General features: G+C 60.1%; 27 protein-coding genes and 1 tRNA gene. 16 read left to right on the top strand and 12 right to left on the bottom strand.

All coding sequences use genetic code 11. From position 1 onward, the window contains the following. Positions 1–86 precede the first annotated feature (86 nt). The gene (locus IB265_RS26195) at positions 87–335 is read right to left on the bottom strand and encodes a DUF982 domain-containing protein (RefSeq protein ID WP_057249890.1); all 249 of its coding nucleotides are present in this window, start codon (positions 333–335) and stop codon (positions 87–89) included. A gap of 205 nt (positions 336–540) precedes the next feature. On the opposite strand from IB265_RS26195, the gene IB265_RS26200 reads away from it, so the two are divergent. Further along, positions 541–1,185 (top strand): glutathione S-transferase family protein, encoded by a 645-nt coding sequence (locus IB265_RS26200; RefSeq protein WP_112994905.1) that lies wholly within the window; start codon positions 541–543, stop codon positions 1,183–1,185. A 55-nt stretch (positions 1,186–1,240) separates the two neighbouring features. Here the strand turns inward: IB265_RS26200 and IB265_RS26205 are convergent, their stop codons facing one another. Both IB265_RS26205 and IB265_RS26210 read right to left on the bottom strand, forming a co-directional pair. Continuing rightward, entirely contained in the window at positions 1,241–1,723 is a 483-nt protein-coding gene (locus IB265_RS26205; RefSeq protein WP_057249886.1) for an Lrp/AsnC family transcriptional regulator, read from the bottom strand. Positions 1,724–1,758: 35 nt separating this feature from the next. After that, positions 1,759–2,361: an amino acid synthesis family protein gene (locus tag IB265_RS26210; RefSeq protein ID WP_057249884.1), complete on the bottom strand. Its 603-nt coding sequence runs from the start codon at positions 2,359–2,361 to the stop codon at positions 1,759–1,761. 170 nt (positions 2,362–2,531) lie between these two features. Here IB265_RS26210 and IB265_RS26215 point away from each other — a divergent pair, with 170 nt between their 5' ends. From IB265_RS26215 to IB265_RS26260, 10 genes are all read left to right on the top strand, one after another. Beyond that, positions 2,532–4,334 (top strand): helix-turn-helix domain-containing protein, encoded by a 1,803-nt coding sequence (locus tag IB265_RS26215; protein WP_057249882.1) that lies wholly within the window; start codon positions 2,532–2,534, stop codon positions 4,332–4,334. A gap of 180 nt (positions 4,335–4,514) precedes the next feature. Further along, positions 4,515–5,510 carry a flavin reductase gene (locus IB265_RS26220; RefSeq protein ID WP_057249881.1) on the top strand — a complete coding sequence of 332 codons (996 nt, stop codon included), beginning with the start codon at positions 4,515–4,517 and terminating at the stop codon, positions 5,508–5,510. Position 5,511: 1 nt separating this feature from the next. After that, positions 5,512–7,026: an aldehyde dehydrogenase gene (locus tag IB265_RS26225; protein ID WP_057249880.1), complete on the top strand. Its 1,515-nt coding sequence runs from the start codon at positions 5,512–5,514 to the stop codon at positions 7,024–7,026. A 34-nt stretch (positions 7,027–7,060) separates the two neighbouring features. After that, positions 7,061–8,137 (top strand): LLM class flavin-dependent oxidoreductase, encoded by a 1,077-nt coding sequence (locus IB265_RS26230; protein WP_057249879.1) that lies wholly within the window; start codon positions 7,061–7,063, stop codon positions 8,135–8,137. Positions 8,138–8,139: 2 nt separating this feature from the next. Next, positions 8,140–8,949 (top strand): alpha/beta fold hydrolase, encoded by an 810-nt coding sequence (locus tag IB265_RS26235; RefSeq protein ID WP_057249876.1) that lies wholly within the window; start codon positions 8,140–8,142, stop codon positions 8,947–8,949. Beyond that, positions 8,942–9,331, top strand: a complete 390-nt coding sequence (locus tag IB265_RS26240; protein ID WP_057249874.1) for a carboxymuconolactone decarboxylase family protein — start codon at positions 8,942–8,944, stop codon at positions 9,329–9,331. The genes IB265_RS26235 and IB265_RS26240 overlap by 8 nt, the downstream gene beginning before the upstream one ends. 139 nt (positions 9,332–9,470) lie before the next feature. Continuing rightward, complete coding sequence (locus IB265_RS26245) at positions 9,471–10,301, top strand: transporter substrate-binding domain-containing protein (RefSeq protein WP_057249872.1); 831 nt, start codon at positions 9,471–9,473, stop codon at positions 10,299–10,301. Between the two features lie 59 nt (positions 10,302–10,360). Next, positions 10,361–11,335 (top strand): amino acid ABC transporter permease, encoded by a 975-nt coding sequence (locus IB265_RS26250; RefSeq protein ID WP_057249870.1) that lies wholly within the window; start codon positions 10,361–10,363, stop codon positions 11,333–11,335. Then, positions 11,332–12,075 carry an amino acid ABC transporter ATP-binding protein gene (locus tag IB265_RS26255; RefSeq protein ID WP_057249868.1) on the top strand — a complete coding sequence of 248 codons (744 nt, stop codon included), beginning with the start codon at positions 11,332–11,334 and terminating at the stop codon, positions 12,073–12,075. The genes IB265_RS26250 and IB265_RS26255 overlap by 4 nt, the downstream gene beginning before the upstream one ends. A gap of 239 nt (positions 12,076–12,314) precedes the next feature. Further along, on the top strand, positions 12,315–12,845 hold the full coding sequence (locus IB265_RS26260; RefSeq protein ID WP_245296091.1) for an isochorismatase family protein: 531 nt from the start codon (positions 12,315–12,317) through the stop codon (positions 12,843–12,845). Positions 12,846–12,985: 140 nt separating this feature from the next. On the opposite strand, the gene IB265_RS26265 is transcribed toward IB265_RS26260, so the two are convergent. Continuing rightward, complete coding sequence (locus tag IB265_RS26265) at positions 12,986–14,212, bottom strand: bifunctional alpha/beta hydrolase/OsmC family protein (protein ID WP_192495307.1); 1,227 nt, start codon at positions 14,210–14,212, stop codon at positions 12,986–12,988. A gap of 42 nt (positions 14,213–14,254) precedes the next feature. Beyond that, complete coding sequence (locus IB265_RS37825; protein ID WP_113511287.1) at positions 14,255–14,359, bottom strand: helix-turn-helix domain-containing protein; 105 nt, start codon at positions 14,357–14,359, stop codon at positions 14,255–14,257. A 393-nt stretch (positions 14,360–14,752) separates the two neighbouring features. Here IB265_RS37825 and IB265_RS26275 point away from each other — a divergent pair, with 393 nt between their 5' ends. Both IB265_RS26275 and IB265_RS26280 read left to right on the top strand, forming a co-directional pair. Continuing rightward, complete coding sequence (locus tag IB265_RS26275; RefSeq protein WP_192495308.1) at positions 14,753–14,923, top strand: hypothetical protein; 171 nt, start codon at positions 14,753–14,755, stop codon at positions 14,921–14,923. Positions 14,924–15,061: 138 nt separating this feature from the next. Continuing rightward, on the top strand, positions 15,062–15,427 hold the full coding sequence (locus IB265_RS26280) for a LysR substrate-binding domain-containing protein (RefSeq protein ID WP_309140469.1): 366 nt from the start codon (positions 15,062–15,064) through the stop codon (positions 15,425–15,427). Here IB265_RS26280 and IB265_RS26285 read toward each other — a convergent pair. From IB265_RS26285 to IB265_RS26295, 3 genes are all read right to left on the bottom strand, one after another. Further along, a complete protein-coding gene (locus IB265_RS26285) occupies positions 15,399–15,809 on the bottom strand; it encodes a GFA family protein (protein ID WP_192495309.1) in 411 nt (136 codons plus the stop codon). The two genes, IB265_RS26280 and IB265_RS26285, sit on opposite strands and share 29 nt — an antisense overlap. A gap of 368 nt (positions 15,810–16,177) precedes the next feature. After that, complete coding sequence (locus tag IB265_RS26290; RefSeq protein WP_192495310.1) at positions 16,178–18,271, bottom strand: NAD(P)-binding protein; 2,094 nt, start codon at positions 18,269–18,271, stop codon at positions 16,178–16,180. Positions 18,272–18,503: 232 nt separating this feature from the next. Further along, a tRNA-Sec gene (locus IB265_RS26295) sits at positions 18,504–18,599 on the bottom strand. A gap of 871 nt (positions 18,600–19,470) precedes the next feature. On the opposite strand from IB265_RS26295, the gene IB265_RS26305 reads away from it, so the two are divergent. Beyond that, positions 19,471–19,680, top strand: coding sequence for a cold-shock protein (locus tag IB265_RS26305; protein WP_058321929.1), 210 nt, complete (start codon positions 19,471–19,473; stop codon positions 19,678–19,680). A 451-nt stretch (positions 19,681–20,131) separates the two neighbouring features. On the opposite strand, the gene IB265_RS26310 is transcribed toward IB265_RS26305, so the two are convergent. From IB265_RS26310 to IB265_RS36940, 4 genes are all read right to left on the bottom strand, one after another. After that, a complete protein-coding gene (locus tag IB265_RS26310) occupies positions 20,132–20,368 on the bottom strand; it encodes a hypothetical protein (RefSeq protein WP_058327206.1) in 237 nt (78 codons plus the stop codon). A gap of 342 nt (positions 20,369–20,710) precedes the next feature. After that, the gene (locus IB265_RS36935) at positions 20,711–21,004 is read right to left on the bottom strand and encodes a hypothetical protein (protein WP_058327205.1); all 294 of its coding nucleotides are present in this window, start codon (positions 21,002–21,004) and stop codon (positions 20,711–20,713) included. A gap of 243 nt (positions 21,005–21,247) precedes the next feature. Then, positions 21,248–21,742 carry a hypothetical protein gene (locus IB265_RS26320; RefSeq protein ID WP_192495311.1) on the bottom strand — a complete coding sequence of 165 codons (495 nt, stop codon included), beginning with the start codon at positions 21,740–21,742 and terminating at the stop codon, positions 21,248–21,250. A gap of 294 nt (positions 21,743–22,036) precedes the next feature. Continuing rightward, entirely contained in the window at positions 22,037–22,336 is a 300-nt protein-coding gene (locus IB265_RS36940) for a hypothetical protein (protein ID WP_113511285.1), read from the bottom strand. Positions 22,337–22,814: 478 nt separating this feature from the next. Here IB265_RS36940 and IB265_RS26325 point away from each other — a divergent pair, with 478 nt between their 5' ends. Together IB265_RS26325 and IB265_RS26330 are read left to right on the top strand one after the other, a co-directional pair. Next, on the top strand, positions 22,815–23,057 hold the full coding sequence (locus IB265_RS26325) for a type II toxin-antitoxin system Phd/YefM family antitoxin (RefSeq protein ID WP_113511260.1): 243 nt from the start codon (positions 22,815–22,817) through the stop codon (positions 23,055–23,057). Then, positions 23,057–23,449 (top strand): type II toxin-antitoxin system VapC family toxin, encoded by a 393-nt coding sequence (locus IB265_RS26330; protein WP_113511284.1) that lies wholly within the window; start codon positions 23,057–23,059, stop codon positions 23,447–23,449. Before IB265_RS26325 ends, IB265_RS26330 begins: the two co-directional genes overlap by 1 nt. The last annotated feature ends 123 nt before the right edge of the window (positions 23,450–23,572 follow it).

Genomic DNA, 23,572 nt, shown 5'->3' on the forward strand with positions numbered 1-23,572 from the left:
CCCGGCGATACGGCCGAAGACCATCGGTCGCGCTGCTCGTCGCCGTCCGTGCGTGGGACGTTCGCGAGACCAAGTTGCCATCGACTTCAGGAAAGAACGTCGTCGTCTGAGATTGGGAACGAAGATTCGATGGCCGCGCCAATGAAGGCTTTCCGCGAAAGCCCAAGCTGGTCGCCGCGCTCCAGAGCAGCGCGGCAGCGGTTTCTTGCCCGTTCGTAGAACCATCCGCCCTGCGGCATTTCGCTGAGATACTGCAGGGCATCCTGTGGCCCGTTGATGGTGCGCTCGCCTTTCACACCAACCCTGACGGGGTGATCCCAAATGATCGCTTGCATTGCCGTTGTCTCCGGTTCGGCGCAGAACGCCTGGCCCGGAAATTTGTTCCTGGATCGGGCAGAGAGTGGCACCAGTCAATTTTGACTGCTTGCGACCTCAACTCAGTCATGGGCGATGTTTGAGCATTCCGGAAGCTGGCGCTTCTGGCACAATCTTGCGGGGCGGTGACCAAAATGGCACCGTGCACTGCGAGGAAAAATGAAGATGGCCGATACACAAGGACTTTACCGCCTCTACGGCGTTCCGAGCTGGGGCTCCGTTCTCGTCGAAGCGGCGCTGGTGCAAGCGCGGCTACCCTACACGTTCGAGAATGTCGCGGGGTTCGATGCGCCCGGCCCGGCCCGGGACCGTCTTGTCGGCGTCAACCCGCTCGCACAGGTGCCCGTGCTCATACTTCCCGATGGCACGGTGATGACGGAGAGCGCTGCCATTCTGCTTCATCTTGCGGAGACATACCCAGAAGCCGGACTTGCGCCACCGGTCGGGGACCCGCTTCGTCCTGCCTTTCTTCGTCGCCTGATCTGGCTCGTGACTGCCGTATATGGGACCTTCACCTACGCTGACTACCCCGAGCGTTGGGCACCGAGCGTGCCGGACGAGTTGCGCAGCCGGGTGCTCGGGCGCCGAATGGATCTGTGGCGCCAGTGGGAGGACGAGATCGCACCCGCGCCGTGGGCGCTCGGAGAGCGGTTCTCTGCCCTTGATATCTGGATCGCGGCGATGACGCGCTGGCGACCGGGGCGCGATTGGCTGGCAGAAAACTGCCCGAAGCTGCTCAGTATTGCCCGGCGTGTCGACGCGGATCCCGATCTTCGCGAGCTATGGACGAGTAACTTCGGCGCGATCTAATTCGCAACCCTGTCCCGCCGGGTGCGTATGTCTGGCGCTCCGGCGCCAGTCCCTGCTAGGCCACGTCGGCCATCAGCAAAGACACGGGAAGCACCGCTTCTTCCTTGACGGTCTTGGTGACGATGTAGGTGAAGTAGCGCGCGATGCCGAGTTCCCTATCGAGAAGTGTGTCGATCAGGCGCTGATAGGCGTCGATATTGGCGGCGACAATTTTCAGGATGTAGTCGACGCCGCCGCCGACCGACCAGCAGCAGACGATTTCCGGAATATCGCGGACGGCTCGTTCGAACCGGTCGAAGTCCGCCTGACGGTGGTTGGCGAGCGTCAGCTCGACCATCACGCTGGCAACCGGCGCGACACGCCGCAATGCCACATGTGCATGGTAGCCGCTGATGATGCCGGCCTTTTCGAGCTTGCGCAGCCGCATCCAGCAGGGCGTGGGCGAAAGGCCCGCCTTTTCGGCGAGCGCAAGTTTGGTGATGCGTCCATCCCGCTGGATTGCATCGAGAATGCGCAGGTCGATCGCATCAAGCTTCATGGCAAACTCCCGCGCAACTCGTTTGTCTGCTCTTATCAAGCCTTGCTGAGCAATGCAGCCTTTTCCGCATCCATTTCGGCGATGTCCTGGAACCGGTCGGCAATGCGGGCATGGGCACGGCCGCTGTCGGAGGCACCTATGGTGACGATGATTTCGTCCGGCCCCGGGGCGTCGGCGATCTGGAAGTTGGAAGTGAGAAAATGCGATCGTTTGCCGCTCTCGCTCTTGTGCATCATCGGCAGCGACAGCAGCGCGCCCGGCGCATTGCGGGTGTTGGCGAATTCGAGGTAGTTGGTGCCGCCGATCGCCTCGCGAAAGGGATTGCCGAAACGCAGCGTGTGGATCATTGCCGAAGCATGTTCAATTTCACCGGCAATGCCGACGGCCGCCGCCTTGCCGCAAGCCTCGATCCGGTCCGCCGCCATCTGACGAAGCAGCCGGTCCGTCATCTCGTGGCTGAGTTCGCCGGCGATACGGATGATTTCCGGCCGCAGATCTTCGACAAAGCCTCGCCCCGCCCAGGGGTTCTGGATCACCGCCGCCACCACGACGACGTTTACCGGGCGCGGCGCCACCTTGCCGCCCTCCACCAGCGTTTCTTCGAGGAAAGTGCAGATTTTTCGAATGCCGATCGTCATGGGATGCGCCGTTGCTGTTTGTTGGGATTGCTTCGCACCCTAGCGGGATCGCCGGGCGGCGCTTCCTATATTTCGTCGGAAGATGTGCGCTGCGGCTTCTCGGAAGCGGAGTAGACTTTGGCCTTCGCCGCGCGCATGGTTGGTTGATAGATGTCAAGAGGCGAGACGATTTGGATCAGAAGTCCCAGATACTGGCGCTCCGCGACGTCGCCAGTCAGATCAACAGCGGTGGCGATCTTCAGACGGCGCTGCAGCAGCTCATTGCGGCCGCCTGTCGCCATGCGAACTGGTCTCTGGGGTCGATCATGGGCATCGACGCGGCGCATGGTTACGCCCATGTCATCGTGCGCTACGATCCGACACTGATCGAGCGGCAGTTGCCCGACAAATGGGAGCTGGCGACCAGCCCGTCGCTGATCGCGCTGCAGCGAAACGAGCCCGTCTACATCCGTGACGCACGCGAATCCGCCGAGTTTCCAGGTTATCGGAAGGAGGCTTTCGAGCGCGACTATCGTACGGTGCTCGTCATGCCGATGAACTGCAGGGATGCTGAGGGCCGACCGATGGTGCTGAGCGTCATTGCTCGCGAGGTCGCCGAGGTGTCGGAAGACGATCTCGCCTTTCTCGGCACGATCATCCACCTCGGTGCCATCGCCGTCGAACGGGAACATCGTCTCGAGGCGGAGAAGCGGTCGGCGCAGCGGCTGGAGCGCGCCCTGGAGGCACATACCTCGCTTCTGGAACATGTGTTGAGCGATGGGTCGGTCGCACCACTTTCGGCCATGGTCGGCACGATGCTGCCGAATCCGACGGTGGTCGTTGATTTCACCGCCAATCAGGTTGTCGCCGGCCAACCGCCGAACGCACTCTACGACGAGGCCAGCTGGCACGAGGCGGCTTCCACCGTTCTTAGCCGGCCGCTGATGAAGGCCGCCCGAGACGCTGTCGAGCGCGGGACGACCGATGCCGTGAACCTCTACCTCGATGACGGCACGCAACGGTTCAAGATAACGGCCCGTGTCGAAGCGCTGATGGTCGACAATCAACTGGTCGGGGCGCTCATCATCTTCCCGACGACGCGCGAGTTCAGCGATCTCGATCTCCTGATGCTCGACAGCGCCAAGTTTGCGCTGAGCGTGCAGATGATGCGAAGCTTCATCCGGTTTCGCTTCGAGACCAGGACGCAGACCGAACTCTTCTTCGAGATCGTGGAGGCGCGGTGGCGCAATGCCGGCGATGTTGCCCAGCGCGCCCAGCGGCTCGGCCTGAGTTTTTCCGTGCCTCAGCAGATGATCGTCGTCGATTTTCCGGATAAGACGAAGGCATTTGGCGGCGCTTCCGTCGATGTGGAGCACACGCTGTCGCGTGTCATGCAGCAGGCATCCGTTCAGGCGAACCTGATTGCCGTCGAGGGCGGCGTCGTCTGCCTCGTTCCCCACGATACGGGTAAGCGGCAGGAGCGCACGACAAAGCTCGCCCGCCGTATCGCCGAGGAACTCGGCCGTTACTTCGACGAGGCACCGATCGTCGTCGCCAGCAACCGGTGTGCCGCCCTGTCGGATTATCCGCAGGCCTGGGAACGCTGCGCCCGAATGATCCGCATCGGCCGCTCCTTTGGTCTGACTGGCGCGGTCTCTGCGCAGGATTTCGGCCCGCTGCCGATGCTGGTCGCTGCCTGCGAGGCCGGCGACGTGCGCGGTTTCGTGCACGAGAGTGTTGGGGCGATCGCCGATCACGACCGGGACAACGGAACCCCCTACCTCGAAACGCTGTCGATCTACTTGCAGGAGGGGTGTCGCAGCCAGGCTTGTGCCGACGCGATGGGCCTGCATGTGACGACGCTGCGCTATCGGCTGGCGCGCATTCAGGAGCTGTTTGGCGTGGATGTCGAAACGCCGGAAAAGCGCTTTGCCGTCGAACTCGCGATCCGCCTGCACGGTGTCATCGACAACCGTTCCACCCTCCGCAGCTAGATTTTCCTCGTCCGTCGGGAGCCGTCTTGCGACCACGTCGCCACCCCTTTTCGTGGCCTTCAATCGCCTCCTAGGGTTCGATGCAGAAGTTCTTCGCCCACTCCTGTGAAGCGACGGAAGAACGACCGCCGTGACGGCATTAGCCTCCAATCAACCTGATGGTGAGGAGGCAAGAAGCGCATGGTTGAGACTGCAGCATCGACGGACGTGCCGATTGATCCGATTGCGCTTCGCCGCGCCTTCGGTACGTTCGTGACCGGTGTCACCGTCATCACCACCCGCGACGATGACGGCACGCCGCGTGGAATGACTGCGAACTCCTTCACCTCGGTTTCGCTCGATCCTCCGCTACTTCTGGTCTGCGTTGCGAAGTCGGCTTCGAGCTATCCTGCCTTCACCAATGCAGGGTGTTTTGCGGTCAACATCCTCCATGAAGGACAGGTCGACGTCTCCGGAACCTTTGCCTCAAAATCTCCGGACAAGTTTCAGTCGGTGACCCACGATCACATCCACACGGGCGCGCCGGTCCTGACCGACAGCCTGACCTGGTTCGACTGCACGACTTTCAGCACTGTTGATGCCGGCGATCATGCGATCCTGATCGGCCAAGTTCGGGCCTTTGGTACCAGTCCGACCGCACCGCTCGGCTTTTGCCGCGGCCGCTATGCCAGCGTTAAGGACCCGTTGCCGAATGGCTGGCTCGCGTCGCATGGCATGATCATCGGCTATCTGATCGAAGCGGGCGACGGCCTGCTTCTGCGTTCGGACGGCAAGGGCGGCTGGGTTTTGCCGTCTGCGCGGCGACGCAAGGCGGACAGCCAGCTCGTCATCGACGGTGGCGACGCGCTGCGGCTCGTCCCGGACGAGACCTTCCTCTATTCGGTCTTCGATGTCGCAGACAGCGACCCGGGCTATCTCGTCTATCGCGCCCGACTGGCGGGCGAGGGCGGCGCCCGCACCAGGCTGCCAGCGGATCTGCGCTTCTTCCCGCTCGACGATCTTCCCGACGATGCGATCGCGACGCACGAACTGCGATCCATGTTGCGGCGCTACGTACGCGAGAGGCAGGCGGGCCGCTTCGGCATCTACATGGATTCCGACGACGGCGGCCGTATCGCGATGATCGACGGCGAAGCCCGTACCTGGCTTCAGACCTCCCAAGACCAAGGACAATGATATGAAGACGACGGTCAGTTCCATTGAAGGTTCGCGCCAGCTCCTGTTCATCAACGGACAGTTCGTGGCGCCGAAGAACGGCAATTACATCGCCAGTTTCGACCCGACGACGGGCGAGTGCTGGTATCATCTTGCCGAAGCGGATGCGGACGATGTCGAGGCCGCCGTGGCCGCTGCCAATGCCGCCTTTCGCGATCCGGCCTGGCGCCGCATGACGCAGACCGATCGCGGTGCGCTGATGCGCCGGCTTGCCGAACTCGTTCGCGCCAACGCCGACACGCTCGCGGAAATCGAGACGCGCGACAATGGCAAGCTGCTGAAGGAAACCCGGGCGCAAATGCGCTCCATGCCCGACAGCTACCACTATTTCGCGGGCATGGCCGACAAATTGCAGGGCGAGACGATCCCGATCAATCGTCTCGATACGCTGAACTTCAATTTGCGCGAACCCTTGGGCGTCGTCGGCATGATCACGCCGTGGAATTCGCCGCTGATGCTTCTGACCGGCACGCTGGCGCCTTGCCTCGCAATCGGCAATACGGTCGTCATCAAGCCTTCGGAGCATGCGACCGCCACGACGCTGGCGCTTGCGGAGCTGATCCACGAGGCGGGCTTTCCCGCCGGCGTCGTCAATGTCGTGACCGGTACCGGCCAGAGTGCCGGCGAGGCGCTGACACGTCATCCCGGAATTGCGAAATACGTCTTCACCGGCAGCACGGCCACGGGCCGGCGCATCGCCGGCAACGCCGCTGAGAACCTTGTCCCTTGCTCGATGGAGCTCGGCGGCAAGTCGCCTCATGTCGTTTTTGGCGATGTCGATATCGAACATGCGGTCAACGGCGTCGTCTCCGGTGTCTTTGCTGCCGCTGGCCAGACCTGTGTCGCAGGCTCGCGCTGTTTTGTGGAAGCGCGCATCTACGATCGCTTCATTGAGGCGCTCGTCGCGAGGACAGAACGCATCCGCGTCGGCCTCCCGACGGCCGACGACACCGACATCGGTCCGCTCGCGCTCGCTGATCAGCTTTCAAAAGTCGAATCCTACGTGGCCTCCGGCATCAAGGAAGGGGCGCGCATCGCCGCCGGCGGCCGGCGGCCGCAGCGGCAAGGGCTTTCGTCGGGGGGCTGGTACTTCGAACCGACCGTGATGGTCGACGCCGAAAACGACATGACCTTCATGCGCGACGAACTCTTCGGCCCGGTGGTCGGCGTCATGCCATTTCGCGACGAGGAAGAGATGATCCGGCTCGCCAACGACACGCGCTATGGCCTGGCCTCCGGCATCTGGACCAAGGACATCGATCGGGCGCTGCGGTTCGCCAACCGGATCGACGCCGGGACCGTATGGATCAACACCTACCGCTCCGCCTCTTTCATGTCCGCCAACGGTGGCTTCAAGGAAAGCGGCTACGGCCGGCGCGGCGGCTTCGAGGTCATGCACGAGTTCTCGCGATTGAAGAACGTCATCGTCGACTACTCCGGCGCGATGCAGGACCCCTTCGTCATCCGCCTGAAATGACAGCAAAAGCACGGGCACAGGAAAGGCAGAAAACATGAAGTTCGCAGTCTCCCTCACGATGGAACGCTTCTCCCCCGATATTCCGATGGAGCAGGTGAAGAGCAACTTGCTGCAACTCGCGCGGCTTGCCGACGAAGGCGGCTTCGAAACGCTGTGGACTGCCGAGCACCACACGCTGGAATGCACGATCTCCCCCAATCCGTTTCAGACATTGGTCTGGCTTGCCCAGCACACGGATCGCATCCGGCTCGGCACCTCCACCCTGGTCGCGCCCTATTGGAACCCGATCCGGCTCGCCGGCGAGTCGGCACTCTGCGATCACCTGACCAACGGGCGCCTGGAATTCGGCATCGCCCGCGGCTCCTACCAGTACGAGTTCGACCGCATGGCGGGCGGCATGCCGCAGCAGGAGGGTGTCGCCTACATGAAGGAGATCGTGCCGGCCGTGAAGAAGCTCTGGTCCGGCGACTATGCCCATGAGGGGCAATACTGGAATTTCCCGATCACGGCGGCCGTGCCGAAGCCGCTGCAGCAGCCTCATCCGCCGATCTGGGTGGCGGCGCGCGACCCCGGCACTTTCGACTGGGCGATCGCGAACGGCGCCAGCATCCTGTCGACACCGCTCTCCGCTCCGGAGGCCGAGATCCACGTGCTTTCCGAGAAGTTTCATAAGGCCGTTGCCGATCATCCCGAAGTACGGCGTCCGCGCTTCATGATGCAGCGCCGCACCTGCGTCTATGACCGGCCGGATGGCTGGGAGCGCGCCGTCAAACACAGCATGGATTACGGCCGCGCCTTCGAAAACCTCATGCAGAACATCGGAACCGTGAGCGAGGGGTTCCCCGAGGCTGTGCCCTATGAGGCGGTCAAGGGCAAAGACAACTACAACCCGGAAAACATCCGCAAGAACCTGATGTTCGGCACGCCGGACGAAGCGATCGAGAAGCTGCTGGTCTATGAGGCCGCCGGCGTGGACCAGTACTGCCTGGGCCTGACCTTCAATCTGCCGTTCGAGCTGCAGAAGCGGACGCTGGAATTGTTCGTCAGCGAAATCATGCCCTTCTTCGCCGCCCGTGAGACGGAACAGAAGCGCGTTGCGGTGGGTGGCTGACGATGGCAGGGGCTCAGCGCCATACGATTGGAGAGGTGACGCTCAACTACCGCATCGAGGGTGACGGCGAGCCGCTCGTCTGCATCCACGGCGTCGGCTCCTATCTCGAGGCATGGTCGGGCGTGGTAGAACGCCTGAAGGAACGGTTTACGATCCTGACATTCGACCTTCGCGGGCATGGCCGGTCCAGCCGGGTCAAGGGCCGGTACGAGATCGATGACTTCGTCAACGAGACGCTGGCTCTCGCCGATGCGGCGGGTTTCCCCACATTCCATCTCGCAGGCTTTTCGCTGGGCGGGTTGATCGCCCAGCGTCTCGCCCTGACCCATCTTGGCCGTCTGCGCCGGCTGGCACTTTTGTCAACCGTCGCCGGCCGCACACCGGCCGAGCGTGAGCGGGTTCTCGATCGCCTGGCCGCACTCAGGGCCGGTACGCCTGCCGATCATCACAATGCCTCACTGTCGCGCTGGCTGACGGAAGACTTCCAGGCGCGCCACCCGGACGTGGTCGAAAGGCTAAGGGCGCGGGACGCCGAAAATGATCCGGAATGCTATGCGGCCGCCTATCGCGTGTTGGCGGAAACGGACTTCGGCGGTTTTCTCGACCAGATCCGCTGCCCGACGCTGATCGCCACCGGCGAGGACGACGCCGGCTCCAACCCACGTATGGCGCGCTACATGCATGAGCGCATTCCCGGTTCACAGCTCCGCATCCTGCCGAGCCTGCGTCATTCCATCCTCATCGAGGCGCCGGACATTGTTGCATCGCTGATGGGCGAGTTTCTGAGCCAGGGGGAGACGGTTGATGGATGAGGCGCTGCAGGCAAGGGGAGAGGCTGTTCGGCGCAGAGTGCTCGGCGACGACTATGTCGATCGCGCGGTCGGTAGCAGCGATGCCTTCTCGCGTCCGTTCCAGGATCTGTTGAACGAATATTGCTGGGGCACCGTCTGGACGGACGAGGGCCTCGATCTGAAGAGCCGCAGCCTGCTCAACCTCGGAATGCTCGCGGCGCTCAACCGAATGCATGAGTTCGGCATCCATTTTCGTGGGGCGATCCGCAACGGTCTAACCGATGACGAGCTTCGCGCGGCACTCGTCCAGATCGCGATCTACTGCGGCATTCCCGCCGGCGTCGAAGCCTTCCGCGTTGCGCGGAGCGTCCGCGACGAGATGGCCCAGAAAGGGGAGCGCTGACTTCCACGGTTTCTAGGAAAGGGCAGCTCCGCGCTACCCCGTATCGCCGGAAGACGGAAGGCCGGCTGAGACCTCAAGATCAACCCGATGGCAGGAAGAGGACCCTGTCAAAAACAGAACGACAAAAGGGAACGACAGCATGAACACATTCGCAAAACTCACCGCGGCCGCATCGCTCGCCCTGTCGCTCGCGACCTTTCCGGCGCACGCCGGTGCCGTGCTCGACCACGTGCTCGATGCAAAGACGCTGAAGGTCGCGACCGACGCCAACTGGGCGCCGCAATCCTTCATGAACGAGAAGAACGAGATGGACGGCTTCGACGTCGATGTCGCCAAGGAAATTGCAAAGCGGCTGGGTGTCGGCGTCGAGTTCGTCACGCCCGGTTGGGACATCATCACCGCCGGCAACTGGCAGGGACGCTGGGACATGCATGTCGGCTCGATGACGCCGACCAAGGAACGCGCCAAGGTCTTCGATTTCCCGGCGGTTTACTACTACACCCCGGCCGCCGTAGCCGTTCACAAGGACAGCCCTGCGGTCGGTTTGATCGATCTGGACGGCAAGGTTGTCGGCGCCACGGCGACGTCGACCTTCGAAGCTTACGCCAAACAGGATCTGACACTCGATGCTGCCGGCGCCCCTGCCTTCGAATACGCGTTCAAGCCGAAGGAAGTGAAATCCTACGCCAACTCGACGACAGCCTTCGACGACCTGCGCCTCGGTGACGGTGTTCGCCTCGACGCGGTCGTGTCGTCGCTGCCCAGCATTCGCGACGCGATCAAGGCCGGTTATCCGATCAAGCAGGTTGGCGACCCTGTCTTTTACGAGCCGCTCGCTGTCGCCATCGAATACGGTGACAAGGAACTGAGCGCCAAGATCGCCGAAGTGATCAAGGCGATGCAGGGCGACGGTACGCTGAGCAAGCTCTCGGAGAAATGGTACGGCGTCGACTACACCATCGTGAAGTAAGGCACCCCATATCTGGCGGTCCGGGAGACCGGACCGCCCTTTGTCCAAAGGGACCAAAGATGCTTTATCCGGATACTGTTGAGTCCGAAATACTCGTCCACAAGCCGTGGTTCGTGGCTAGCATTTTCGCCACCGTTCTCATTGCCTTCACGGCCTTCGGCCTGACCGGCACAACGATGGGCGAACTGATGCGCCCGGTGATCGGCGAACCGCTCGAAAGTGGGTTCTATGGCCGTTTTGCGACCGCATTCGTCGTGGCAGTGCTCTTCTGCCTCAACATCGTCCTGATCGGTTTTGCGAGCCTCAGGGTCCAGATCGCCGTCGTCTGGCTGGAGTTGCTCGCGCTGTTCCTCGCCTTCTTCCAGACCTTCAATCTCAGCCTGCCATTTATCGAGGAGAAGTTGCCGTTTCTCATCACGCAGGGGCTGGTGACGACGGTCTATGTTTCAGCGATCTCGATTGTGATTGCATCGGCGATCGCCATCCTGGGCGCTGTGGCCAAGCTCTCGAGCAACGGCTTTGCCTATGCGATTGCCAGCTTCTACACGTCCTTCTTTCGCGGCCTGCCGCTCTTGATGCAGGTTTATCTGATCTATCTCGGCCTGCCGCAACTCGGCTTCATCATCGATGCGGTGCCGGCCGGCATTCTGGCACTTTCGCTCTGCTACGGCGCATACATGACGGAGATCTTCCGCTCCGGCATCCAGAGCATCGATCGCGGCCAGTGGGAGGCATCACGCTCCATCGGTTTCGGCTTCGGGCTGACGATGCGCAAGGTCATTCTGCCACAGGCGCTGCCGGTCATCATCCCGCCGACTGGCAACCAGTTCATCTCGATGTTGAAGGATAGCTCGCTGGTCTCCGTCATCGGTGTCTGGGAACTGATGTTTCTCGCCCGCACATTGGGCCAGAAGACCTTCCAGCACATGGAAATGCTCATATCCGCCGCCATGCTCTACTGGACCCTGTCCATCGCTCTCGAGTTGATCCAGTCCCGCATCGAACGTCACTATGCCAGGAGCAAGGTCAGATGAGTGCTGAGACCATCATCGACGCCAGGAACGTTTCCAAATGGTACGGCGCCTTCCAGGTGCTGACGGATATCAACCTGACGGTCCGCAAAGGGGAGCGCATCGTCATTTGCGGCCCGTCCGGCTCCGGCAAGTCCACGTTGATCCGTTGTTTCAACCGCCTGGAGGCGCACCAGGAAGGTGAGATCGTCGTCAACGGCATCAACCTGCATGCCAAGATGCGCAATGTCTCGGACGTGCGGCGCAATGTCGGAATGGTGTTCCAGCATTTCAATCTGTTTCCGCACATGACCGTCCTGATGAACTGCATGGTCGGGCCGATGTGGATCAACGGCGTATCGGAAGCGGAGGCGAGGGCAAGAGCGCTTACATTCCTGGAGCGGGTACGAATTCCGGAACAGGCCAATAAGTTCCCCATCCAGCTTTCTGGAGGCCAACAGCAGCGCGTGGCGATCGCTCGATCGCTCTGTATGCAGCCGGCAGTGATGCTGTTTGACGAACCGACATCCGCGCTCGATCCGGAGATGGTGTCCGAGGTCCTGGACACCATGACCAGCCTGGCGAAGGACGGCATGACGATGGTCTGCGTCACGCACGAGATGGGGTTTGCGCGGGCGGTCGCCGACCGTGTGATCTTCATGAACTCCGGACAGATAGTTGAGGAAGCAAACCCGGACGAATTTTTCACCAATCCGAGGCACGAGCGGACGAAGCTGTTCCTCAGCCAGATACTGAAGCACTAGCACGGTATCTCGTCGTCTTCAGGCTTCAAGATTGCCTTTGGGGTCGCCTGGAGCATGGAAGACTCGATCAACGTGTTGTCGGATGCTGTAGCGCTAACCGGATCGCTCGCCGCATTGATTGACACGATAAGCCCCGTCGGCGTTGAGTGAGGCGAGGGCCGTTCGGTGATTTGCGAATTCGGCCACCTGGTTACTTCGAAGCGAGCGGGCGGGAAAGCGGGAGGACAGCAGTGTCATATATGGATGACTTGGACGTCGCCGATGCGGCTTTGTTGATCATGCACTATCAGGCCGACGTCTTTTCGATCCTGGCAAACGATGTTCCAACGGATCTCCTCGATCGCACCAATTCACTGATTGCGCGGTGGCGTGAAACTGAGAACCCGACGATCTTCGCGAATTTCGCGATCGACTATGAGACACCCTGTGAAAACAATATGTTGATCAGCAACATCATGAAGACAGGTTACTTTCGTGACCCTGCGCCCGTAACTGGGCTCGATGTAGCCGAAAGCGACTGGCGATACGCATGTCCGCGCGCCAACGTGTTTCATGGCACCACTTTGCACCAAGACCTGCAGGCAAAAGGCATCAAGACGCTGGTCATGGCTGGGATAGCGACCAGCGGCGTCCTCTTTTCCAGCGTCGGGTGGTCAAGCGATGCAGATTATAAAATCTACATCGTCCGTGACTGCTGTTTTGATCCCGACACGGTTGCGCACGACGCACTTTTCCGGACGAGCTTCGCCACACGGGCTACCATTGTTTAGATCGCCGCTGATTTCACCTCCGCCCGATCAGCCTCTAACGCAAACGATGTCCATGCTTGGCGTGGTTCTTGCCTCGTAGGCCGAGGACCCCCGTACCTTGCGCGGCGTTCGGTACCGGTCCGATGAGCGAGACCGCGGGGCTATCTCACGGCCGTCTTTATCTTGGCTATCCCTTCCAGCGTTCGATGGACGGGGCATTTGTCGGCAATTTCGACGATTTTGGCGCGAACCTCATCCGACACCTCGCTGTCGACTGATATGACCCGCTCGAACCGGTCGATCTTTCCGCCATCGGCGCTTTCGGATGCAGCGCATTCTTCGCAATCCCTCGCGTGGATCTTGGAATGCGAGACTTCCACCTTGATGCGCCCCAGCGCCAGCTTCTTGTGGTCGGCGTAAAGACGCAGCGTCATCGAGGTGCAAGCCGCGAGTCCGATCGAGAGAAAGTCATAGGGCGATGGACCGGAATCCAGCCCGCCTGCACTTTGTGGCTCATCGGCAAAAAGGCGATGGCTGCCGGCCTGGACCGAGTTCTGAAATTTGCCTTCCCCCGTTTCCATTACGCGAACCTGTTCCATCGGTCTCGCGCCGTGTGGCGGATCAGCCACGAGATAGCGGCCCAGCCATTCCGCAATGATCCGGGCGGCGAAGGCGGCGTCGGCAGGATCGGTTAGCAGATGGTCGGCCTTGTCCAGCGAGACAAAGCTTTTGGGGTGTTTTGCCGCGTGGAAGATGTCGCTCGCATTCTCGATACCGACCGTTTGATCCAGCGGGGCATGAAGAATGAGAAGGGGCTTTTTCAGCGTCGCCGCAGCATCCAGGACGCGATGCGCGCGGGCGTCTTCGACGAATTGTTTTCTGATCAGGAACTTGCGCCCGGCAAGATCTACCTCGGCGGCACCGCTATCCTCGATGTCCTTGAGGCTCGTCCCGAAGTTCTTCAGGACATGGCCGACATCGGCCGGCGCCCCGATCGTCGCCACCGCGCGGACCTCTGGAATGTCTCTGGCGACGGCGAGAACTGCGGCGCCGCCGAGGGAATGGCCGATTAACAGTGACGGTGCCTCGAAGTGTCGGCGCAGATAGTCTGCAGCCGAAAGCAGGTCGGCAACGTTGGAGGAGAAATTGGTTGAGGCGAATTCACCTTCGCTCGATCCCAAACCTGTAAAATCAAAGCGGAGGACCGCGATCCCTTCACGCGCAAGTTCGGCAGCGATGTGACGCGCCGCTGCCAGATCCTTGGAGCAGGTGAAGCAGTGGACGAAAATCGCGTAGGCCCGCACGGGACCGTTGGGAAGATCGAGACGAGCGCCGAGGGTTGCACCGGAATATCCAGCAAATTCAAGTCGTTGAGTGTTGAAATTCATGGCGATGCTCCTTTGGGGAGAACAAGCATTTGCCTCTAATCTTCAATGGCATCGCATACGACGCCACTTCGCCGGACTTATTCCGACGGTCTGGCTGAAAGCCCTGGTAAAATGAGCCTGGTCGGAAAACCCTAGGACAAGTGCGATCTGAGCAACAGACTATTCGGTGCTCATCAGGTATTCCTTCGCCTTCGAAATGCGCCTCTGCATCAGCCACTGATGCGCCGACATGTCGGTGGATTGGCGAAACGCGCTGCTGAGGCAGGACCGCGACAGACCCGTAGGCTGACGATCTTCGCGCCATCGAAGGCCGGTCCGAAAGGGCTACGGCGTTGGAATGCTGCGGTTCTATGGCGCCCAGCCATGCTCCTGCCTCCCGCGTCTCGATAACCAGGACGAGCCTGCGTTCATGTCTTATTGACGCGAAATCAGGAGCCTAGGTCAAGAAGGCGAGCTTGAGGGCGTATCAATGACGCCGTGCCCGCTATATGCATGGGCATGCGGGCATTGCTGAGTGGGCTTGTTCAGGATGGGATCAGGATGGACGACAACAAAATCATCAAGTTTGAACGACCGAAGCCAAAGAAGGAGGCCAAGCCGGTCAGTCCAACGCAGCGAAAGGCGTTGATTTGGCTGGCACTGGTAGCCGCGTTGATCGGGGTTTGGTCATACTACCAGTTTGTCGCGCCGCCGAGCTTGCCTGGGCACTAGGGCCGATTTGTCTTTGACTCCGGCGATGCCTGGATTAGCGTTGTTTTCCCGATCGACCTGCGCTCCACGGCGTGCTGCTTCTGGCGCTTTCCCTTGAGAGGAACGGCAGCGGAGGATGCCGCAACCTGGGCGGCCAGCGTGGAAGCGACCGGTCTTTTCCAAAAATCCTCGCCGCTTTTCGATAGCAATCTGCTCGCGATAGAGGCGGCCGCCAATGGACAAGGCGTGGTGGTCGTCCCGCAGTTTTCGGTCGAGGCAGACATTGCCAACGGTACACTCGTTGCCCCGCTCGCTTCGGATGTCATGCAGCCGGGCGGATGGTATCTCGTGCATCTGGAGCAGCGCGCGAGAAGGCGATCAGCAAGTTCTTGCAGTGGATCCAAAGCCAAGTGTGATGGCGACGCGCGGCCGGGAGGGCGCGCAACCATGCTCGCTCTCACGCACGCCTCGACACTCTCGTCAGGTATCGTCGGCACTAGTCTTGGCCGGTCGGAAGGCCTTTGAAATGCCTGACCTTTTCGTCAATCTGCACCCACTTGTGCTTCGATTGTTCGAACACCGACAGGGCAGGTGGCGCGAAGGTCGGGTCGGCAAATGAGCCGACCGCCACCCCGATCCAGGATTGTGCGGCCTCGGCCTTCCAAAAGACGGTAGAACCGCATGTTGGGCAAAAATACATTCGCACCTTGCCTCCGCTGTCGCCCGTGCGAACGAATTCCGTAGACGCTCCGGAAATCTCGATGCAGTCGACAGAGTAGAACGCATTGGCGCTGAATGGCGCGCCAGTTCTTCGCTGACAAGCCAAACAGTGACACAGCGCGGTCAATTGCGGCGGTTCGCCAATCGTCAGTCTAAGAGCGCCACAGGTGCATTGGGCAGTGGCCATGGAAAGTCCTCCCGCTTGCGTGGTGAAAATACGTTGGAGGGGCGAAGGGCAGATCCGAGCCACAGATCCTTGCGGCAGAGAACGCGAAGAGGCTGCGGCCTGATATAATTTCAGGCGCGCCAAAATGACTAAGTAGTGCGCGACATTCCACGGTCTAGAGGAAAACTATACGAGGACGTATGGACGGTTCTTCGAGGTTATCTGCGCATGGACAGCGAACCGTTCATCACTACTCAGGGGTCCCAGAGTTCAACAGAATTGCCTTCAGGATCGTGAATGCGCGCAAGCCGGCAGGCGCGTATTTGCAACTCGAACGTCGAGCTTTAATGCGATGGTTGTGCTGAGGGCAACGCGCACCGGCGCGCCCGCTATCGGTTCCAGCCACCCAGCCTGTCGTGAAGCACTGCTATGTCTTCGCGCAGGAAAGGAGGGCAATCCCTGTCGATCTGCTCCTGGTAGGTTCGGGCATATTCGTGACCCGAATAGACGGCGGCGGCGATCAGGCCGGGCGCCAGACAGTCGCCTAGCCGGACAACAGTCTTGATCCCCGCATCGGCCCATTCCGCTTCCCGTGCTTTCAGGTCATGCCACAAGGTTTCATCGGGCAGCCGAGCCGTGACCGGGACAAGTGTGACGCAGTCGATCTGCCGCGTCTTTCCACTATAGACGCAGGAAAGCTCAAGCCGGTCCTTCGTGCGCCCGGCAAGCGCCATGGCAGGAATGATATCCACGCCGAGTTCGATGAGACGTCTTTGAACCCGTCCCTGTTCCAGCGTGTTCTTGCTCCACGGCGAAACCTGGGCTTCGGGCGTCACGAATGTCACGGCCCGGCCAGCCCTGGCCAGCATTTCAGCAAGCACGCCGCCCATATAGAAGCAATCGTCATCGAAGATTACGACCGGACCGTCGACGGACACGGCCGCGGCGCCGTCGACAAGAAGGGCGTCGGGCGAAACGAGGGCGCCTTCGGAAAGGAATTCGAGGGGCAGGCGGTGGGTGCGGCCGGCGCCGTCGCATCGCCAGTTCGCGCCGGTGGCAATTGCGACATGAGGCATGCCGTACTGAAGAACGTCGTCGGCGCTCAGCGGGCTGTGCAGGTAGAGTTGGGCATTCACCTGCGTGCCCAATTGCCCGATGCGCCAGTCGCGTACGCGGCCCCAGGTCGCAAGCCCTGGCAGGCGGCATTCGCGCGCGACCCGTCCGCCCCATTCTCCGCCCGCCTCGGCGAGTACGACGTCGACGCCGCGTTGGGCAAGAGCACGCGCCGCCTCGAGACCCGCCGGGCCGCCACCGATGATGAGCGCCGGCTCGGGCGCCAGCGACGTTGCAATAATCTCGGGGTGCCAGCCTTTGCGCCACTCTTCGCCGATTGTCGGATTCTGCGTACAGCGCATCGGCACGTTGGTATTGTCGCCGGAAGTGCAAATGTTGCAGCCGATACATTCGCGGATGTCGTCGATGCGTCCTTCCTCGATTTTCTTCGGCAGATAGGGATCGGCGATCGACGGGCGTGCCGCGCCGATGAAGTCGAGAATACCCTGGCGGATCACCCGCACCATGCTGTCCGGTGAGGTATAGCGCCCAACGCCGACCACCGGCTTGGTCGTGACGGATTTGACGAAGCGGATATAGGGCTCCTGGTAGCCTTCTTCGGAGAAGCGGGCCGTCTGACTGTCGTTGGACCAGTCGGAAAGGTTGACGTCCCATAGGTCGGGAAGATCGGCGAGCGCCGAGATGATGTCCTTGCCTTCTCCTTCGCTGGTAATACCGGATGGGCCCATCAGTTCGTCGACTGCGAGGCGTACGGCGAGTGCACAGGTATCGCCGATCGCCTCGCGGGTATCCTCCAGAATCTCCCGGAAAAGCCGCAGCCGGTTTTCGAAGGAGCCGCCATATTCGTCGCTGCGATCATTGTGGCGGCGCGACAGGAAGTGCTGCAGCACGCTCATGTCGTGGCCGGCATAGACATAGATGATGTCGAAACCGGCTCTCTTGGCACGCAACGCGGCATTGCGATACCAGCGGCGCATGTCAGCGATGTCGGCCTTGTCCATCGCTCGCGCCTGGACGGGGTCGAGGCTGTCGCTGATGGCATGCGACGGGGCAAGCGGGATCATGCGGCTGAAGCGGTTGGCGACATGCAGGCCATTATGCACGAGCTGGATGGCCGCCAGGCTGCCATGGTGATGGATGCGCTCGGTGACGGCCGAGAGCGCCGGCAGGTCGCCCTCGTCCCAAAGACGCGCTTCGTTGGCCGGCGTCAGGTCCGAGGTTGGATGGATTTCCGCTTCCTGGGTCGAGACGACCGCCCAGCCACCTTCGGCTTTCATGCCGCGCAGGTGGGCCTCTGCGTTGGGATAACGGTATCCCATGCCGGAACAGTGCGGGACCTGGTAGAAGCGGTTACGCGCCGTGACCGGGCCGATCTTGACGGGTTCGAAGAGAATATCGAAGCGGGACATCGCTACTACCAGGATTAGAGATTTGATTGAGGCGGCCGAGGCCGCCGAAGCCCAGAATAACCGGGTGTGGCCGCGTCGCAAGATCATTGCTATACAATTGTATAGTTTCTTCCATGGTAAATTGTTTTGATGTCATTGCGCTCCGTCATGATCCCGCGCAGGCGACAGTCGGCCCGACCCCGATTAATCCTCAAATTGGGCGAGATTTTCGCGTTCAACGCGCTGATCGCCTTGGCGGAGGGGAGTGGGGGGCGAACCCACCCGGGACAGGCTCGCTGCCCCAACCGGATTTGAAGTCCGGCCGTCCCACCGGAGACGATTCCCTTCTGGGGCTTGATTTCATTACTCTTTCGCCAGAGGCGAGTGAGTTCATAGCCGGTGTTCGCTACCGATTTTCTACCCTTGCTTTCGCTAGAGTCCCCTACCGCACGCCGGATCATCTCGTCAATCTGCGCGGCGGCATTTGCCTGCATACCCGGCATCACATGCGAATAAAGATCGAGCGTAATACCGATTGTCGAGTGTCCGGGTCTCTCGCTAGCAATCTTGGGACGGACGCCTGCCGCAAGCAACTGGGTCGCATGTGTGTGGCGCAGATCGTGGAATCTTTCGTGCGGGAGGCGAGGAAGCTCAGCCAGCCATCGGTCAGCTTTCGCGGCTTGAGCGGCTGCCCCTCAAAGTCGCTCACGATGAAGGTGTCGTCGTCGCTTCTAACCCCTAACGCCAGCAGCCCCTCTGCCTGCTTTGCTTGATGAGTGCGGTAACCACCGACGGTGAGAGGTCAACACCCGCCCACGGCCCGACTTGGGCTCCTTTAATGAACACCTTCAGCTCTTTGCTCCGCACTCTCTACAATTGATGCTCTGGCCCCCGCGAAATCGATTGCTTCCAGCGGAGAGCCGCTATCTCTCCTCGTCTTACGCCACACCTCTACCACGCCGGGTCGCACTATGCTCGGCTATGGGAGCAGGCGGGGACAGCCTCGGCTTCCTCTCCAGACCAGAAGCTAGATCGATCCTACCGCGGATGCCGACTTGTTGACGACACATTGTGCCTGTAGGAGTTGCGCATCGATCTTGCTTGTTGAGCTTTGTTTCCTCGCTTTGGCGTTCAAGCCGACCTTTCTCTCAAAATCGATCTAACGCTTGGCTGACGCCATGTCGGCCAGGAAATTCAATTGCGATTGAAAGGAAATTGTTATGAACATTGGAACCGTAAAGTTCTTCAACAGCACCAAAGGCTTTGGCTTTATCGCCCCTGACAACGGCGGAACGGACGTCTTCGTTCACGCATCCGCAGTTGAACGGGCTGGGATGAGGTCACTTGTCGAAGGTCAGAAGGTCAGTTTCGAAATCGTGCAGGATGGTAGATCCGGCAAGAGCGCAGCGGACAACCTTTCTGCTGCTTAACAAATATCGCTTCTGGCCATTGACCACGGATGTACTGGCACTGGCTATTGAGGCGATATGTAGAAGGTCGGGTTTGCCCGGCCTTTTTTATTGACAAAGTGCCCACCCAAGGGCCGCCGTCTGCGCAGGGTGGTCGCCGTTCGATTGCATCAACGGGGTACGCTGTCTATGCGGTCGGATTTGGCCGCGCTAGGTGGTGTTTCATAACCAGTGAAGATAGTCGGCGCGGGTCTGAAGGCCCAAACCATAAGAACGCCCATGGACGCGATGAGTAGCGCGAAAATCGCATTCGTCGCCATTGTCAGTTCGCCATTTCTGGCAATAAGACGCGCAAGCGCCCTTTAAGGCCTCGCGGTCCGTGCGGCTAGGGAGGGGGCCGGTTGTGTCCGGTATACCACACTTTCTCGCCGTGTGGTCGCAATTAGGTAAGGCCGAAGCTAAGCGCCGAGGTCTACGTAATTACCAATTGCACGATATGAGCAAAGGGGGTCATTGCCCACTTGCCGCTGTTATCCTTCGCGGTTTTGTAGATGATGAAGTCGCGCCCAATGGTAAAGGGTCCGTGCATCGTAATCTCATTGCCGGTGGAGAGAATGGCCCGAAGTTCGTTTGTGTGGCGTTGCTCAATCTGGCCCCTGATCAAATCGGATAGGACCTGATCCAGGATAATCGGTTGTGGGCCTTTCATTGGAATTCCCCGAATTGTTGCCGGCAGGGATTTTGATGGCGCCACAAATTACGACTGTAGGCAAGGCCTGTCGTCTCACCGAGTCATGGAGCGGCCGGTATGAGTTCAATCATTCCTGAACGGAATAAGCCCAAAAATTTATTGGGTTGAGGTGTTGTGCTTTGGCACAAAAGTTGTTCACAGATCGTTCTAGTGCGTATTAGAGGCTGCTTTGCCTGGTTTCTCAACCGACAGGCGACGACTTCAGGATCTGACAGGTGTCAAATTCGCACTAATCCTAACGGGTTAGAAATCTTCTTTCGTACACGGCGCGTTCTCACGTCGTTCGGCGTATATTAGATCTTAAACTTTCAGTAGAAATTCAGGGTTTTTGTAGGAGCCCTGTCGCGCATACGTGAGCGACAGAATCAACCAGATCAGCACAGCGGCTGTGATGAGCACAATCGTGATGGCTATGGCGATAATCTCCAACCTCAGCGGATCACGGTCCCCGTATTTTTCTGTTGTCCGACGAACCTCTTCGGTTGCGGAATCCTTCGCCTCGCCTATCACGTAAATCTTGTGCCCAATGGCCGTGATCTCGCACCCAGCCGCGATCAACTCATTCACGAAATCCGGGACTTCATTCGACGTCATCGACGGTCATCGCATGCCGGTTGACTACCGGATCAGGACCTTGCGGGGGAGTATCAGACCTAAGCCGAAGTGCTTGCCTCAAAGAAATGACCCCGTCGCTTCCGACGGGGTCTCAGAGCGCGCGTACTATACCAACCGTGCTACATTAAGGGGCCGCATTCTTAAAACTGTCGATGGAACCCCAGCCTTTGATCCCTGGGGTCATCGGCAATGCAAACAACGGCCACCGATCCGGAATGTTCCCTATGCATCCGACTGATAGAAAGAGCTGCGGGACGTTTGCTCCCGCCACATCGCGTTGTCGAACAGCGCAGCCTCGTCGCTCACCCCATTGCGGAATTGATTGGCAATATGCCGGGCCAGGCTTTCGGCGCGTTTTCCAGAGCGCGGGATCCGACACCAGATGCACGCCCGATCGAATGTCCGTTGGAGCATATCAAGCTCGTCGGGGCTGAGTGGCTGGCCGGTAATCTCCTGGATCGAAACCTCCCGGGTGCCGCGCGTAAGCGAGTCCGCGTTCTCTTCCACCGCCGCCGATTTATAGTAGCCGATCATGTGTTTCAGAGCGCCGCTCTCCCGAGTGCCGCCTTGGTAACAGCTGATAATACGCCTTCCGATTGCCTCTGCGGCCTCGAAATTCCGCGACAGGCCGAGCCCGCGCAGGACGTCCACGAAGATCTGTTCGATCTGGTTGATCTCGTGAGGGAGAAGTACCTTTGAGTGGGTCGTGGGAGACATCACGCGACCTCCTGTAACCTGGGGCGAAAGCGTGAAGTCTTCCAGTCGTCGGGGCCCTAAATATTGCCCAGCGATAGAGACAGTATGCGCCGATCCGGCCGCAAAACAACCAAAGAAGTTGCCGCCGTGACGCTGCGACAATGCCGTGCCTCCGGCCTGACGTCTACAACCCTTTCGAACGATTGAAGAGGTTCGCGGTCCCCGGCGGGGCCTCGGCAATCTCCACGTATCACGCCTCAATCGAACGTCCGTCCCGGTTTCCCCGGGGCGGTGTTAAGCATGCGAGCGTTGCGGCTAGTAGTTAAAATAGACGGTCACGCCTTGTCGCCGTTCGTAGCGGTAATAATCTCGATAGCCGTAATACCGGGAATAGCGGGGGTAGCACCGGCCGTAGTAATCGCAGGGACGGTGGGCGTACGGCCGTTTCCAGTGGCGATCCGCGTGCTCATGACGATGTTTCCGGTGCCTTACCTGCTCGACATCGCCAGCCCGCACATGTTCGGATTTTGGCACGAAGATCGGCGCGGCGTTTAGCGGTAGCACGAAAGATGCCGCTAGGACCACGGCTCCGAGGGTGGGGAATAGCTTTTTCATTTGACGCATCCTCTCTAGTTCTCAGCTTGGCCTGAACCACAGATGAACCGTCGCGGCTCGACCGTTGCGGAACCTAGCCCTGAGGTGGACCCCAGAGCGCTGGGTCGCTTGGGGCTGGGGTCGCGCTCTGGGATCTCTGGCGCCAACGGCGGGGGCTTCCGATACCGTTAGTGCTTGGGCAGCAATGGCGGGCGAAATCAGATTCGGCAATGCGGATAGGACCTTTGCCCGAGCGCACCCGACCTAAGTCCGAGGTTTTTCCAACTTCAACCCGAAAGGTCCAATACGGCGCAGCTTAGCTGGGAAGCTTGCAACGGGCCCCAGAGCGCGGCAGTGCTGGGGCGGGGCGCGCTCTGGGATCCCTCTAGTTGCCTGCGTTTTCGGATCAGCTTGGCGTCAAAGTGAATTCTTCGGCGCGACCAGCTTGCTATCAGGCAGGATTCGAACTAAGTTCGTAAGACTAAGTTCGAGATTGGCCATGCACACTGTAAATATTCACGAGGCGAAAACTCATTTGTCCCGGCTCATTGAGAAAGCGGCGAAAGGCGAGTCCTTTATCATCGCCAAAGCGGGTAAGCCGTTGGTGAAGGTCGTTGCGGTCGAGGCACCTGCCGCCGACGAAACTCGTCGCGTCGGATTCATGGCGGGGCAGTTTTCCGTACCGGAAGACTTTGATCGGATGGGTGGCGAAGATATCGAGAAACTGTTTGGCGGCGAATGATGAAACTCCTGCTGGATACGCATCTTCTGCTTTGGGCTGCGGGAGAGCCTGGAAAACTGCCGCCCGCTGCTCTGGCTGAAATCGAGAATATCGACAATGTTTTGCTATTTAGCGCGGCGAGTCTTTGGGAGGTGGCCATTAAGCGCGGGCTGGGCCGCGCCGATTTTACCGTGGACCCTCGCCTACTTCGCCGCGGTCTCATCGATAACGGCTACCAAGAGCTCCCAATCACCAGCGAACACGCAGTAGCGGTGGATGGACTGCCAGCGATCCATAAGGACCCCTTTGATCGGATTTTGGTCGCTCAATCGATTGTGGAGGGTGTCACCCTGTTGACTGTCGATGAACTGGTCGGACAGTATCCGGCCCCCATTCGCTGTATGCAAAAGTAGCTCGAAATCGCCTGCTCGCTCATACGGAGCGAGCCGATGTTGACGAATTCCGGCGTTCCTCGGCTGCGCCGAGGCTTAGGCCCTTCTAGGGGTAATTACCTTTGCAATTGGACAGATATCGAC

Origin of the sequence: Ensifer sp. ENS10, from assembly GCF_014852025.1 — a bacterium.
In the GTDB taxonomy this organism is placed as follows: Bacteria; Pseudomonadota; Alphaproteobacteria; order Rhizobiales; family Rhizobiaceae; genus Ensifer.